The sequence below is a fragment of the Pseudalkalibacillus sp. A8 genome, from assembly GCF_045920555.1.
GTDB lineage: Bacteria > Bacillota > Bacilli > Bacillales > Fictibacillaceae > Pseudalkalibacillus.
Genome location: NZ_CP174509.1, coordinates 830,145 through 845,393, shown reverse-complemented (window position 1 = coordinate 845,393; position 15,249 = coordinate 830,145). Strand labels below are relative to the sequence as shown.

The 15,249-nt window shown below is 41.9% G+C and carries 14 protein-coding genes; 4 read left to right on the top strand and 10 right to left on the bottom strand.

The window, feature by feature from the left end; genetic code table 11:
* Positions 1-166 precede the first annotated feature (166 nt).
* Genes gntK through gnd form a run of 3 tightly spaced genes read right to left on the bottom strand, consistent with a single transcriptional unit; the run spans position 167 to position 3,999 of the window.
* Positions 167-1,714, bottom strand: a complete 1,548-nt coding sequence (gntK, locus tag ACJROX_RS04445; RefSeq protein WP_408009555.1) for a gluconokinase — start codon at positions 1,712-1,714, stop codon at positions 167-169.
* A 25-nt stretch (positions 1,715-1,739) separates the two neighbouring features.
* Complete coding sequence (locus ACJROX_RS04440) at positions 1,740-3,080, bottom strand: gluconate:H+ symporter (protein ID WP_408009554.1); 1,341 nt, start codon at positions 3,078-3,080, stop codon at positions 1,740-1,742.
* A 22-nt stretch (positions 3,081-3,102) separates the two neighbouring features.
* Positions 3,103-3,999 (bottom strand): phosphogluconate dehydrogenase (NAD(+)-dependent, decarboxylating), encoded by an 897-nt coding sequence (gene gnd, locus ACJROX_RS04435; protein WP_408009553.1) that lies wholly within the window; start codon positions 3,997-3,999, stop codon positions 3,103-3,105.
* Between the two features lie 212 nt (positions 4,000-4,211).
* Here gnd and ACJROX_RS04430 point away from each other — a divergent pair, with 212 nt between their 5' ends.
* Positions 4,212-5,069 (top strand): MurR/RpiR family transcriptional regulator, encoded by an 858-nt coding sequence (locus ACJROX_RS04430; protein WP_408009552.1) that lies wholly within the window; start codon positions 4,212-4,214, stop codon positions 5,067-5,069.
* 63 nt (positions 5,070-5,132) lie between these two features.
* Here the strand turns inward: ACJROX_RS04430 and ACJROX_RS04425 are convergent, their stop codons facing one another.
* Together ACJROX_RS04425 and ACJROX_RS04420 are read right to left on the bottom strand one after the other, a co-directional pair.
* Complete coding sequence (locus tag ACJROX_RS04425) at positions 5,133-5,330, bottom strand: hypothetical protein (protein WP_408009551.1); 198 nt, start codon at positions 5,328-5,330, stop codon at positions 5,133-5,135.
* Positions 5,331-5,474: 144 nt separating this feature from the next.
* Positions 5,475-6,014: a helix-turn-helix domain-containing protein gene (locus tag ACJROX_RS04420; protein WP_408011574.1), complete on the bottom strand. Its 540-nt coding sequence runs from the start codon at positions 6,012-6,014 to the stop codon at positions 5,475-5,477.
* 245 nt (positions 6,015-6,259) lie between these two features.
* On the opposite strand from ACJROX_RS04420, the gene ACJROX_RS04415 reads away from it, so the two are divergent.
* Positions 6,260-7,051: a dioxygenase gene (locus ACJROX_RS04415; protein ID WP_408009550.1), complete on the top strand. Its 792-nt coding sequence runs from the start codon at positions 6,260-6,262 to the stop codon at positions 7,049-7,051.
* Positions 7,052-7,094: 43 nt separating this feature from the next.
* The gene (locus tag ACJROX_RS04410) at positions 7,095-7,523 is read left to right on the top strand and encodes a DoxX family protein (RefSeq protein WP_408009549.1); all 429 of its coding nucleotides are present in this window, start codon (positions 7,095-7,097) and stop codon (positions 7,521-7,523) included.
* A gap of 50 nt (positions 7,524-7,573) precedes the next feature.
* Here the strand turns inward: ACJROX_RS04410 and ACJROX_RS04405 are convergent, their stop codons facing one another.
* From ACJROX_RS04405 to ACJROX_RS04385, 5 genes are all read right to left on the bottom strand, one after another.
* On the bottom strand, positions 7,574-9,268 hold the full coding sequence (locus ACJROX_RS04405; RefSeq protein WP_408009548.1) for a glycoside hydrolase family 13 protein: 1,695 nt from the start codon (positions 9,266-9,268) through the stop codon (positions 7,574-7,576).
* A 262-nt stretch (positions 9,269-9,530) separates the two neighbouring features.
* A complete protein-coding gene (locus tag ACJROX_RS04400; protein ID WP_408009547.1) occupies positions 9,531-10,358 on the bottom strand; it encodes a carbohydrate ABC transporter permease in 828 nt (275 codons plus the stop codon).
* Positions 10,359-10,380: 22 nt separating this feature from the next.
* Positions 10,381-11,691 (bottom strand): ABC transporter permease subunit, encoded by a 1,311-nt coding sequence (locus tag ACJROX_RS04395; RefSeq protein ID WP_408009546.1) that lies wholly within the window; start codon positions 11,689-11,691, stop codon positions 10,381-10,383.
* A 114-nt stretch (positions 11,692-11,805) separates the two neighbouring features.
* Positions 11,806-13,104 carry an ABC transporter substrate-binding protein gene (locus ACJROX_RS04390; RefSeq protein WP_408009545.1) on the bottom strand — a complete coding sequence of 433 codons (1,299 nt, stop codon included), beginning with the start codon at positions 13,102-13,104 and terminating at the stop codon, positions 11,806-11,808.
* A gap of 76 nt (positions 13,105-13,180) precedes the next feature.
* On the bottom strand, positions 13,181-14,167 hold the full coding sequence (locus ACJROX_RS04385) for a LacI family DNA-binding transcriptional regulator (protein ID WP_408009544.1): 987 nt from the start codon (positions 14,165-14,167) through the stop codon (positions 13,181-13,183).
* 310 nt (positions 14,168-14,477) lie between these two features.
* On the opposite strand from ACJROX_RS04385, the gene ACJROX_RS04380 reads away from it, so the two are divergent.
* The gene (locus tag ACJROX_RS04380; RefSeq protein ID WP_408009542.1) at positions 14,478-15,248 is read left to right on the top strand and encodes a DeoR/GlpR family DNA-binding transcription regulator; all 771 of its coding nucleotides are present in this window, start codon (positions 14,478-14,480) and stop codon (positions 15,246-15,248) included.
* The last annotated feature ends 1 nt before the right edge of the window (position 15,249 follow it).

Here is a 15,249-nt window from a genome sequence, read left to right as displayed (position 1 = left end):
TAACCTATTATCAGCCTAAGTGGACATCCATAAAAAACGGGACTGTCCCATTAGTGTCTGACTTACACCGAATCTAACAACACTTTGGGAAATATCGTGATACAAAATGTTGTGTTGGTGATGTCTGACACTATTGTTTTGGGACAGCCCCGTTCCAAAATCATATTTATTCCGGTTTTACGTGATTGTTTTGGAAGGCGGCGATTGCCTCGTACTCATCAGTCAGTTTTCGCGATACCCGGATGAAGATGGGCATCAGTTCATTATAGATCTCTGCATGCGTTGGGTCAGGAGTATGTTGATGCACTGATCCGACCATCGTCTTCACATGATCGAGTGTTTCGATCTTGCCTTGTGCATACATCCCGAGAATGACAGCACCCAGACAGGAACTTTCATGACTTTCAGGAACAAATACTTCCTGATCGAAAATGTCAGCAAGCATCTGTCTCCATAGTGGAGAACGTGCGAATCCACCAGTTGCCTGGATTCTGTTCGGCATGCCGATCAATTCTTTGAGAGCAAGCATAACCGAATGCAGATTGAAGACGATTCCTTCTAGTACAGCTCGTATCAGATGTTGCTTCCCGTGATGCAACGCTAATCCGAAGAATGAACCTCTGGCATCCGCATTCCATAACGGCGCCCTTTCTCCACTTAAATAAGGATGGAACAATAATCCGTCTGCTCCCGGCTTAACATTGGCAGCAATTCCTGTAAGGACTTCATAAGGATCGATCCCCAGCCGTTTTGCTGATTCGATCTCCGCCCCACATATTTCATCCTTCAACCAACGAAACGTCATCCCTCCGTTGTTGACTGGTCCTCCAATAATCCAGAGGTCTTCTGTCAAAGCATAGCAAAATGTACGACCTTTAGGATCTGTAACAGGTTTATTGGCTGCGGTTCTGATCGCTCCACTCGTACCGATCGTCACAGCTACAGCACCTGGTTCAATCGCATTGACGCCTAGATTAGACAGCACACCGTCACTTGCCCCTATGACAAATGGAGTCGATTGATCGATTCCTAAAACCTCCGCAAACTTCTCGTCCAAACCAACAATAGATTTTGTCGTCGGCACCAGCTCTGATAATTGATCTGCTGTTATTCCGGCTACCTTAAGTGCTTCAGCATCCCATATCATTTTTTCTAAATTGAAGAGCCCCGTTGCTGAAGCAATGGAATGATCCACAATGAACAAATCGAATAGCTTATTAAACACATATTCCTTGATCGAAATGAATTTAGCCGTACACTGGAACAGTTGTGGATACTCTTCCTTCAACCACATCAGCTTAACCAATGGTGACATCGGGTGGATCGGCGTCCCTGTCCTTCTGTAAATTTCATGGCCTATTGGACTTGCCTTCAATTTTTCTGCCCATTTCGAACTTCTCGTATCTGCCCAGGTGATGCATTGCGTTAGCGGTGATCCTTCATGATCGACTGCAATCAAACTATGCATTGCTGAACTGAAAGAAATGAACCCCATCTTTTTACCATCTACTTCACTTTTTTCTATAGCTGTACGGATGCTCATCAACACAGCCTGAAAAATTTCTTCAGGATCCTGTACGGCGGCAGATACTTCAGGTGTATGCAAGGGATACTCCACATTATGAAGTCCTAAAACTTCGCCCAATGCATCATATACGACCGCTTTTGTACTGGTTGTCCCTATGTCGACTCCTACAAACCATTCTTGTTGCATGATTGAAAACGTCCTTTCAGTTCCATTAAATGAAGATTCCGATTGTGAATGCGACTGCAAAACCTACAAGTGCGATGATCGTCTCCATCATCGTCCATGAGCGCAAAGTATCTTTTACATCAAGTCCAAAGTATCTATTCACTAGCCAGAAACCACTGTCGTTCACATGAGATAAAATCGTAGCCCCGGCTGCAATCGAGATGACCATCAATCCAAGCACCGGTCCACCTAATCCAAGGGAATCGATGATCGGGGACATGATTCCGGCTGCAGTGATCATGGATACGGTAGCCGAACCTTGTGCGACACGTACAAATGCAGCAATCAAGAACGCCAATAGTAACGGTGGCAATGATGAACCTGCCATCATCTCACCCAATACATCGCCTACACCAGAATCGATGAGGATTTGCTTGAATACTCCACCTGCACCTGTGACAAGTATGATGATTCCCGCTGGTTCAAGAGCTTTCGTGGCTATCTTTTGTACCTCATCCTTCGAATATCCTTTACGAGTTCCAAGAATATAAAAGGCAAGTACTGTTGCAATGATTAAAGCAACGAATGGATGGCCTAGGAAAGTCAAGAATGCTCGTAAATTGCTCCCTTCAGGCAAAAGCACACCTGAAAACGTATTCAAAAGGATCAATACGAGTGGAATGAGAATCAAGCTCGTGACGGTCCCAAAGCCCGGAAGCTCCCTGTCATATTTTCTTTCTTCAAGATCAATGTAATCCGGGACATTCACATGGATTTTCTTCGCAATATATTTACCGAAGACCGGACCTGCAAGAATCATAGAAGGAATCCCTGCAAGGATACCGAATAAAATGACCCAGCCGATGTCTGCTCCGATGAGTTCTGCAACCGCGATCGGCCCAGGTGTCGGTGGCACGAAACTATGTGTAACCGCAAGACCGGCTAGAAGCGGGATCCCGTAAAACAAGAGGGATTTCCCTGTTTTCTTCGCTAACCCGTAGACAATCGGAACTAAAATGATGAACCCGACATCAAAAAATACCGGAATCGCGACAATGAAACCTGTGATACTCAATGCCCATTGTGCTCTGCTTTCTCCGAACTTCTTGATAAGCGTTTGTGCAAGGCGTTCAGCTCCGCCGGATACTTCAAGCATCTGTCCGAACATCGCTCCAAGGCCGACGACGACGGCTACGAAACCTAAAGTGCCGCCCATCCCTTCCTGAATCGAACCGATGATGTCACTTAACTTCATGTCAGCGCCGATACCGACTAGAATACTGACGATCAGTAGTGCGACAAATGCCTGCAATTTCGTCCTCATGACTAAGAATAGTAAAACGATTATGCCTAATAAGGCGACTAGAATCAATCCTGCTCCTGACATCTCCTTCTCCCCCAATCAACTATTATTTTTTTACAACATCATGTCCGCCGAATTCATTTCTTAATGCAGCAACGACTTTGCCCGCGAACGTATCTTCTTCCAACGAGCGATAACGCATCATCAATGACAGAGCGATGACCGGTGCAGCAGTTTGCAGATCAAGTGCTGTTTCAACCGTCCATTTTCCTTCTCCTGATGAGTGCATGACGCCTCGGATATCTTCAAGTTTTTCATCTTTAGAAAAAGCATTTTCAGTGAGTTCCATCAACCAAGAACGGATGACCGATCCATTGTTCCAAACTCTCGATACACCCTCATAGTCGTAATCGAATGGGCTTTTTTCAAGGATGTCGAACCCTTCAGCGATGGCTTGCATCATGCCGTATTCGATTCCATTATGGATCATCTTCAAGAAGTGTCCGCTACCTGATTTACCTGTGTAAAGGAAGCCATTTTCAACCGTTACTTCTTTAAACACTGATTCCAGGCGTTTGTAAGCACTTTCGTTACCGCCAATCATCATGCAAGCACCGTTCCTTGCTCCGTCTACGCCGCCGCTTGTCCCGACGTCGAGGAAATGGATGCCTTTTTCACCTAAGAATTCAGCTCTTTTTACAGACTCTTTATAATTGGTGTTTCCCCCATCAACAATAATATCTTCTGGGTCCAGTAATTCACCTAACTCAGAAATGACAGCCTCTGTGATTTCTCCTGCTGGAACCATAATCCAGACCGTTCTTGGTGCTACTAAGTTTTCAACTAATTGTTTAATTGAGGAGTGGCTATTTCCGCCATCTGCTTCAAATGCATCGACAGTTGAAGCATCCACATCAAAAACTTGTACCTCATGATTGTGATCAAGTAAATTCAAACCGAGGTTGTACCCCATCTTCCCAAGACCAATCAAACCGATTTGCATAATAAACCCTCCAATGATATATAATGAATGCCATGTGATGAAAAAATATTTCTTTTGTCACCAATTATACAAAAATATTTTTTCTTTTCAACCGCTTTCATGAAATTTTTTTTCGTAATAGAATGGTATATAATAGTAATAACCTTAAAAGTCTTTGAACATCACTTATCCGGATACTTTTTGAACATCCTTTTGTGGAGAGGAGACCAACCTTGAGTAAAGACCAACAACAACACTGCATACCTAGGATTCGTTCCTTCTATAACAGGTTCAGTGAAAAAGAAAAAATGATTGCTGACTATATATTGAATAGTCCAGAACACATCATCCATTCGACGATCAGTCAGGTGGCAGACGATCTGCAGGTTGCTGAGGCCACTGTTTTCCGTTTCTGTAAACGGCTCGGTTTTAAAGGTTATCAGGCGATGAAGATCGCGCTGGCTTCTGAAATCGTCAACCCTGTCAAGGATATACATGAAACGATCAATGAAACGGATAATGAAAAAGAAGTTGCTCAAAAAGTGTTCCGCTCCAACATCCGAACCCTTGAAGAAACCACTCATATTTTAGAGCAGGAACCTTATCAAAGAGCGGTTGAAATGATCATTCATGCTAGAAAAGTTGAATTTTACGGGAATGGCGGTTCGGGGATTGTTGCACAGGATGCCCATCATAAGTTTTTACGAAGCGGGATTCAATCTGCAGCCTATTCGGATTCACATTTTCAGCTGATGGCTGCATCTCAACTGACTAAGCAGGATGTCATCGTGTTTATTTCCCATTCCGGAACGAACAAAGACTTGTTAGAGGTGTTGGATGTCGCAAAACAAAATAAGGTGAAAACAATCGGAATCACGACACTGGCCAAATCCCCTATGGGGCAAAAAGTGGACGTCCCTCTGTTCACGACATCTGAAGAAACGGATTATCGTTCAGAAGCTTTAGCCTCACGGATAGCCCAACTGAGCATCATTGATGCCTTGTACGTGAATGTCATGATGAAAACGAAGGATAAATCGCAGGATTCCTTGAACAAAATGAGAAAAGCGATCTCTGTCAAACGAATTTAGACAGCTCTTATAAAGGACTACTTTAAAGAGTAAAAAAAAGCGACCATAAAAAGGTCGCTTTCCTCATTCATTCTTACGATAACGTCTTTCGCTTGATGAATCGTCTTTTGTTTGATGTTTATTTCTCTCTTCCTTGATCTCTTGTTTCTGATCTTCAACAGGCATTGGGTCTACGGTTTCATCCTCATGAAGTGTATGTTCCGGCTCTTTCTGATTATGGAGTTTCTGTTTATTTTGACTTTTATTATTTTTAGAATCCATAGGATTACCTCCTTTTACACTACATTTCCGTTCTATTGTTTTTTAAAACGTCGAGACTCATCTTTATCATATCAACGTTCGGTCAAAATAAAGGAAACCCAGCTTCTTGAAAAGGATTTTACGGTTGTTGAGATGAATGCAAAATTACAATACATCAGTCAATTCGGTATCTGAATAAATTGAGATCAAGACAATTGCTTTACCCTCTCCTACGTTTTTCACAAAGTGAGGAACACTAGCATTCCAACTAAAGGAATCCCCTTCTTCTACAATGATGGAGTCTTCTCCTTGCTCAGCCAGAATCTTCCCCTCCAATACAAGATGGCACTCTTCTCCCTCATGAGAATGGGGTTCTCCAATAGAAGCCCCTGGCGGAAATTCCACGATCATCATTCTGAGCCCGCCTTTTGAGGTAAGATGCTCTATTTTTAAACCATTGAAAGTCGAGCTTGTTCTTGAATTCTTCCTGATGACTCGCATGTGTTGTTTTTTTTCTAATAATAAATAAGGCAATGGTACTCTTAGGTACTCTGCAATCGTACTTAATGTACTGATCGATGGAGAAGTATTATTATTTTCAACATTGCTTATAAAACCTTTTGAAAGTCCAGTCCCCTCAGACATTTGAGCAATGGTGATTTTCTTTCTGTTTCGGATCGAACGAATCTTTGTACCAATTTCCAGTTTAATCACCTCTAATGTTTCCATTTAAAAAACTTATTTATATATTAGCAAAATACTCATTGACAATCTATAAACTCATTGTTATCTTATAACTAATTAATATTCATATAAAGAAACATACGGAACTTATTTTTTATGTTGTTGTATACTCATAAGAATAATTTATCCTTATATGAATAAAAAATCAGAAAAATTTTAATAATTCGGTAAATACGACCTTGCGTAAAAAAGGAGGAGAACTTATAATGATGCCATCTTTGTTTATCGCTCATGGGGCACCCCTTTTGGCAATCGAGAGTAATACGTATACCAGGTTTTTGTATACCTTAGGACGTACGTTAGCAAAGCCTAGAGCTATCATACTGTTTTCAGCGCACTGGGAATCACCGATCCAAAAGGTAAGTGATGTAGATGAGTTTGAAACCATCTATGATTTCGGTGGATTTCCAGAAGCTCTTTATAGTATAAAATATCCCGCGAAAGGAAGCGGATCCGTTACAGAAGAAATCAAAGATTTATTTACAAAACACGGTGTTCCATATGAGGTCGATCATAAGCGGGGGTTGGATCATGGGGCATGGGTAGTACTTAAGATGCTCTACCCTTCTGCTGAAATCCCTGTCATTTCAATGTCTGTAAACCCACTTCTTACGCCCCGCCAGCAGTATGAAATTGGTCGTTCCCTATCTCATTTAAGAGAAAATGATATATTGATCATAGCTAGTGGTGGTACTGTCCATAATCTAAGTGCTTTGAGGATGGGCAGCGATGACGGAAGTGTCGACCAATGGGCACTAGACTTTGATGAATGGTTGGATCTACGATTGAAGAATTGGGATTTGGAATCATTATTCAGTTACGATTCGTTAGCCCCAGCTGCTGAACTTGCGGTACCACCATATGGGAACGAACACTTCATTCCGATTTTCTATGCGATGGGCGCAGCCGATCAAGATCAAAGTGCGACATTGTTACATCGTAGTTATCGATATGGAAATCTGAGTCATAGTGTGTGGCAATTTGGAGAATCGATATAAGCATTTTAAAAATCTTTCAAAATTCTTACTTGGAGGTAATAATATGGAAAATAAGTATGAAGCAGGTAATTTGGTGTTACGGGTTATATTAGGGATGACTTTCTTTATCCATGGACTTGTAAAATTCCAGGGCGGGATAGGAAATACCGCTGGATGGTTCGACAGCATCGGGCTTCCTGGGTTTCTGGCTTATGGTGTTGCATTGTTGGAACTTATCGGAGGGATCGCTCTGGTTCTTGGTTTATTCAGTAGAGTTGTATCCGCATTATTTGTCCTATTAATGATCGGTGCTATCGTAAAAGTGAAACTTGCAGCAGGATTTTTAGGTAATGGCCAAATGACCGGCTATGAATTGGATCTAGCGCTTTTAGCTATGGCAGTAGCCCTTTCTATCAGTGGTTCTAAGGCTTATGCACTTGATCAAGCCATCTTTAAAAGGCAAGAATCCGAAAAATTGTCTTCCATGAATTGATTTGAAAAATTTGCAGAAAGAGAAAAGGAACGGGACTCTGATCCCGTTCCTTATTTTAATTTATATACGCGTGCTTCATATGGTTTTAAGGTGAATTCCTTGACTTCCTCATCCCGTACTTCATAGTTGGCGATCAGAAGCTCTTTTTGACCAAAAGAAATGTCTTCAGGCAGTTTGAAAAGAGGCTTTTTGTTACTGAAGTTTGTAACAACCAACAGCTTTTCATTCCCTAATATACGCATATAAGCATAAATCTGCTCATCATCCTCAAGGATCAACTGGTAATCGCCATAAACCACGATTTCATACTGTTTTCGGAGCTTAATCAACTCTTTGTAATACGAAAAGATGGAATTCGGATCGTTCACCTGTTGTTCTGCGTTGATATCCGTATAGTTCAGATTCACTTTAATCCAAGGCTCGGCATTCGTAAAACCTGCATTAGTGTCACTATTCCATTGCATTGGCGTTCTTGCATTATCCCTTCCCTTTGCACGGATCGCCTCCATGATCATATCAGGGTCTTCATTCCCATTCTCTACAACATCCCGATAGAAGTTATGGATTTCTACATCCTTATAATCCTCGAGTTTATCAAAGGCGACGTTCGTCATACCAAGCTCCTGTCCCTGGTACACATATGGGGTTCCCTGCATCATATGTAGCCATGTAGCAAGCATTTTAGCGGATTCCTCATGATAATTCTTGTCATTTCCGAATCGCGAAACGGAACGCGGCTGGTCATGGTTTTCAAGGTAAAGACTGTTCCAGCCGTTCCCTTCTTGCATCTCTATCTGCCATTTACTCATGACTTTCTTCAGATCCGTAAGCTTCCATTCATCATTGATCGCCCATTTTCCCAGAGCATGTCCTGGGATGCTGTCGACATCCATGTGTTCAAATTGAAAGAGCATATTGACGATTCCATCTTTCTCATTCGTGAAACGAACACCATCCTCTGGTGAAACCATCGGCATTTCGCCTACCGTCATGACGTCATAATTTGAAATGACCTTTTCATTCATCTCTTGCATGAATTCCATAAAACGCGGGCCGTTAACAAAGTGCTCTCCACCCCACTGGTATTTCCGATCATTCGTGACCTTTGCATCTGGTAATCCAGGTGTTTTGGAGATGACGTTGATGACATCCATGCGGAACCCGTCAACACCTTTATCGAGCCAATATTTCATAAGATCGTAGACTTCTTTCCGAAGTTCTGGATTTTCCCAGTTCAAGTCCGGCTGTTTTTTCGTAAACAGATGTATATAGTATTCATCAGTAGCTTCGTCATACTGCCAAGCCGATCCACTGAAAAACGATACCCAATTGTTCGGTTCTCCACCATTCTTTCCAGGACACCAAATATAGTAATCCCGGTACGGGTTGTCTTTTGATTTCCGGGACTCTGCAAACCACGCATGTTCATCTGAGGAGTGGTTGACGACAAGGTCCATGACGAGTTTCAAGTCCCGTCTATGCATCTCATCCAATAGACGTTCCCAATCGTCCATCGTACCGAATTCATCCAAGATCGAACGGTAGTCGGATATGTCATACCCGTTATCATCATTCGGGGACTCGTAAACCGGCGATAACCATACGACATCCACTCCCAGCTCTTTCAAGTAATCCAGCTTTTCAATAATTCCGTTCAAATCTCCTATCCCATCATTGTCGCTGTCGTTGAAGCTTCTGGGATAGATTTGATAAACGACACTTTCTTTCCACCATTGTTTTGCCATGATTGCCTCCTATTCATTTAGGCTCTGTGTTACGTAATTGTCTTCCTCGGCGAACCGCAAGCCTCCTCACTTGAACATGGATCTCAACACAAAAATGAAATCATTTTCGTGTCTTCGATGAGAATTCTTTAGAAGCATTTAGTCGAAGTTCATTATTATACTCGAAGATCCTTAATGGTTATTGGCCTGCGGGGTCTCGCCTGGCCCGCTTTTCCCTCAGGAGTATCGTGAATTTCTCTTACAAAGCCTTTCTAAAGAACTACTATTCTTTCACCGCACCAGAAGTCAGTCCTGAAACAATCCGGCGTTGGAATAACAAGACCATAATCACTAAAGGTACTGTAACGACGACTGTGGCTGCTGAAATTTCACCCCAGGGGATTGTAAATTGTCCCTGGAACATGGCGATCCCTACAGGCACTGTTTTATATGCTTCTTGCGTATTTAAGACAAGGGCGAACAAGAACTCATTCCATGCCGCTATGAATACAAGGATGGCTGTTGTGAAAATTCCTGGTACAGCAAGCGGAAGAATGACCCGCCAGTACGTTTGCATAATGGATGCTCCATCAATCTTTGCAGCCTCTTCCAGATCGAAGGGAATTTTTCTGAAGAACGTAACAAGAATCCAAATCGATAACGGTAAAGTAATGGTCGTATACGGTATGATCAGCCCGATGTAACTGTTAGTCAGTCCTAGATTTTTCAGAATGATATAAATTGGGGAGATTGTAGCAATCTGCGGGAACATCGAGACAGATAGTACAAGCCCCAGTATGACGGTTTTACCTCTGAACTTCATCCGTGCTATTGCATAAGCCGCAAATGAAGCGATGAGGACGGTATATATAGTTGTCACCCCAGAGACTATCAAACTATTTTTCAAGTATGTCAAGAATGGATGGTTCACGAATACGGATTGATAGTTTACAAAAGTGGGATCCGATGTAAAAGGAACGAACGCTTTTTCACCAAATAATTCAGATACGGGCTTTAATGAACTGATCAGAATCCATAAAAACGGAAACATCACTAGAAAAATAAATATGAATAAACCGATATAAAACAAAGGTCCGGCTTTTTTCTGCATTCAACTCACCCTCTCCTTTTTCCTATTTTTTATCATCCAAAAGATCTCTGCCTAATAAAGAAATGTAAATCATGGAGATGATCGCTACACAGAGGAAAACCACCACAGATAGAGCTGAACCTTCTCCAAAGTTCGATTGAGCAATCATGACTTTATAGGCAAGCAAGGATATGGTTTCAGTTGAATTGGCAGGACCTCCTCCGGTCAATACGAAAATGAGATCAAACACGCGGAATGCATCCAATGTCCGGAATAACAAGGCGACAAGTATACTGGTTTTCAATAAAGGAAGTGTAATCGTGAAGAACTGATTCCATTTGTTCGCCCCATCGATTGCGGCTGCTTCATACATGCTCGTCGGTATCGTCTGAAGCCCAGCAAGCAGTAATAAAGCCATATAAGGCGTCGTTTTCCAGACATCCGCAAAAATTACGGAAAACATTGCTCCCGTATCAGTAGTCAGGAGTGTCGCCATCCGATTGACCAGACCGACTTCTTCAAATATTTTTGCAACGATCCCATTCTGGCCATCGTAAAGGAATTTCCACATTAAAGCGGCAACAACTGTAGGAATCGCCCAGGGTATGAGGATGGATGCCCGGACAAGCCCTCTTCCAAAGAATGCTTTATTGATAAGCAGTGCGATCATCAGCCCGATCACTAATTCGATTGCAACAGACACGACTGTGAAGACGACGGTATTCCAGATCGACATCCACATTCTTTTGTCTGTTAAATTTTTCGCATAATGGTCGAAACCGATGAAATTCGGTTTGATGACCGAATCAGCTAAAGCGGAACTCAACCCTTTGACTGTATTCGGGTCTTCTAGGTCGCTGAGACCTTTCACTTTTTTCTCGATATCATTCAGAGTAGTTTGTATTTCTTCCGCCCGGTCTTTCTCAACCTCGACAAGCTTTTCCTTTGGACCGATCTTTTCAAATTTCATCAGTTTTTCATCGATGACTTCGTACCGTTCTTTTATTTTTTCATCTTCTAATAAAGATGAATCTAGTTTAGAGAGGTCCTCTTTCACACCATTCAATGCTTCGGTGTTACCTTCATCAGCTTTGTCTAATTCTTTATCAATCGCACCTTCTAATAGAAAATAGTTATCTAAATAACGTTGGAGATCAATCATATGGCTCGTATGGACTTCTGATTTGGTAGGATTGTTCAGTCTCAAATCAAACAAAGAAAAATAGAAGGACTGGATAACCGGCCATATCGCAATAACGAGAATCAGAAGAAGTGAAGGTGCAATCAAAAAGTAAGCCACGGAGCTCTCAGAAAGTTTACGTTTCTTCTTAGGTTTCGAAGTATGATCACTCAATCCATTTTCACACCTTTCGATGATGGAAGCTGACCCCATCGTATCTTACTGGGGATGGACATTTTAATACCAACTCCAAGTAACATATGGTAGAGCCAGCCCTATCTGATTTCGTTATTTCATGGCATTTTCGATTTTTGATTGCATTGCTTTTGCTGCTTCTTCTGGTGTGCTTTCCCCGGCGATCGCTTTAGAAACTTCGATCTGGATGATTTCTGAAATCTCCGGGTAGTTTGGAACGACCGGACGTGATACTGCAGATTCAAGTGCGTTTACGAATCCTTCTTCTTTAAAGAATGGGTTCGCTTCTAAAATTTCCTCATCCTCGAAGAGAGAAGAGATCGTAGGAGCGAGACCGCCATGAATCGCTGAAATCTTTTGCCCTTCAGGTCCTGTCATGAATTTTACGAATTCCCAGGCTTCTTCTGGGTGCTCAGAAAATTGGTTGATTGCTGTCATCCATCCGCCAAGAGCTGCCGCAGATCCAGCATCCCCTTCTGGGAGCGGCACAACTCCAACATTTCCGACAATTTTAGATTGCTCTTCGTCATTCGCTAAAGCATACTGGTAAGGCCAGTTACGGATGAATGGTGATTCTCCTTCAATGAATGAAGTATGGGATTCAGGCTCCGTGAACGTCGTTATATTTTCAGGCACGAAGTCTGAATTTGCTACTTCAACCAACTTTTCAAGACCTTTAATCGACTCTTCACTATCTACAACCACTTCACCATCTTCATTAACAATCGATCCACCATAGGAGGCGATGAATTCAACTGCGTTACAAACCAATCCTTCATATTGCTTTGCTTGCATCAAATACCCGAACTTCGTGCCTTCCTCACCTTTAAGCTCTGATGCCTGGCTCATAAGCTCATCCCAGTTTTTCGATGGTTCTTCTGTGATGTCGGTTTGGTAGAACAGCATTCCAGCATCGATGAATTTTGGCATTGCCCATTGTCTTCCTTCAAAGTTAGCAGCACTTACTGCACCCTCGTTGTAATCTTTTAAGTCGATTCCGTCATTTTTCAAGAAGCGATCGAGCGGCATCACATAACCCGCTTGTGCAAATTCAGCCGGCCACACGACATCAAGGTCCATAACATCAATTTCACTAGATTTACCGTTCAATGCTGTCACGTAAGCATCGTGCTGTGCTCCTGTGTCAGAGGGCATTTCACGGAATTCAACGTTGATGTTCGGATGTTCTTTTTCAAACGCTTTGATGATTTCATCTGTCGCTTTCGTAGCATCTTGACCTCTTGCATAAACAATTGTCACTTGTTCATCTTCAGATTTGTTTTCATCATCATTCCCGCCGCTTCCACTATCTTCATTGGAGTTACAGGCCGCCAGGATAAGGCTCAATATGAGCAAAATTGAGAACAAACTTGTCCATTTTGATTTTTTCATACTAATATCCTCCTTTAATTTTGAAATCGATTTCATATTTTGTAAAAAATTAAAGATGAAAATCTTAAAAATCCCCTTAGGTTGACTCTCTTATAATTAGTTCAAATGGTAATTCAACTCGTTTCGTGGTGATTTTTTTGGATGACTGGATTTGTTCGACCATCAACTCCATCGCAGTCCTTCCTAATTGATGGATAGGTTGTTTGACCGTTGTCAGGTCCATCAGTTCAGCGACCGGTTGATCATCAAATCCAATGACGGCTAAATCATCAGGAATGCGGTAGCCATTTTTCCTTGCTTCGAATATAAGCCCTGAAGCTACTTCATCACTTCCGGTAAATACTGCTGTCGGCCGCTCCTTCAGATTATGGAGCCGATAGAATAAGCGTTTTCCGCCTTCTATCGTGAATTGATCCGTGTACATCCATTCTGGTTCAATTGAGATGCCTGCCTGGTGCATGGCTTTTATGTAGCCTTCTTGCCTGCCTTTGGATACCCTGCTGCCACCTGGCTCTGAACTGCAGTAAACGATCGATTGATGTCCACGGTCGATCAAGTGCTTTGTTCCGATATAACCGCCCATTACCTGGTCGAGATGTGCCATCGGAACTTTTGCTTCATAATCATATTCATTGCAAAGGACGATCGGGCCGTATGTTAAATAGGGTTCAATTTCTGACCAATGATTTTCCATTGAAGTTAAGATTAATCCATCAATCTGCTTTCTTCGTAACAATTGCAGATAACTTAATTCTTGTTGCTTGTTATACCTTGTTTGGCAGAATAAGAGTTGAAATCCTTTTTCTGCAGCGACTTCTTCCATCGTTTCAACCAATTGACTGAAAAATGGATTGGTAAGACGCGGCACATACACCGCAATCGTCTCGGTTCTTTGCTTCCTCAATTTCTGTGCGTTTGAATTCGGTACATATTGAAGCTCCTGCATCGCCTGTATTACAAGTTTTTTCTTTTCCTCGCTGACATAGGGATGTTGATTGATCACACGTGAGACAGTAGTGCGTGATAATCCGGCACGTTTAGCTACATCAGATATCGTCGCCATTCAATCTCCTACTTATAGGATTCCCCCTCCTTCCAGAACTTGTATATACATGAAATCGTTTTCATAACTGATTATATTGAAAAGTCTGAAAAATTACAAGGTTTTTTTTATAACAAAAACATTAAGTGCCTGGCACTGTTTCAGACCCCTTGGTATTATTGACTTTTTAATTGGTACCTGGCACCGAATGTTAATTTCAAACACAATAAATGATAAAAATGAACATTTTTGTTGACATTTGTGTTCACTTTTAACATAATTGATAATAGTTAATGATAAAAATGAACACACCAGTAAAGGAATGAACACAATGTCCCCATCACAAAGAAGGGAAAGAATCATCTCCCATGTGAATGAAACTGGAAAAGTGGATATTGAACATTTAAGTGAAAAGTTCAATGTTTCTCAAATGACCATCCGGCGGGATCTTGTCCAATTAGAACAGGATGGAAAATTGATCAGAACCCATGGGGGAGCGGTTTCACCTAGGTCCCTTACCCTTGAAACACCATATTTGAATAAAGAAACAAAGGATGTACATGAAAAAAGAGCCATATCAAAAAAGGCTGTAGAATTCATCCCAGACGGATCAAGCATTTTACTTGATTCAGGAACTACCACCCTTGAGTTAGCACGACAATTAGTAGATCGGAAGGATCTCACTATCATTACCAATGATATAAAAATTGCAAGTGAACTGGTCGATTCATCATTGAAGGTGATCGTGACTGGCGGAGATCTTCAAAACAATGTAGGAGCGTTATTCGGTGCCCAGACCCAAGAATTTTTAAGAGGGATCCACGTTGATTTGTTTTTCCTTGGTGCCCATGCAATTGATATTCAGGCAGGGATTACAGCACCTACTTTAGAAAAAGCGCTCGTGAAAAAACTGATGATGGAATCTGCTGAAGAAACCTGGTTACTGGCGGATTCAAGCAAAATAAATCATAAAGCCTTCAGTAAAGTTTGTTCTCTAGCTGATTTGAAAGGCTTCATCACAGATAACCGAGGCAAAAGAGAAGATTATGCACTCATTGAGCAACAAGTAAAGACCTACCAGATAGAAAGTGAGGAGACTTGAT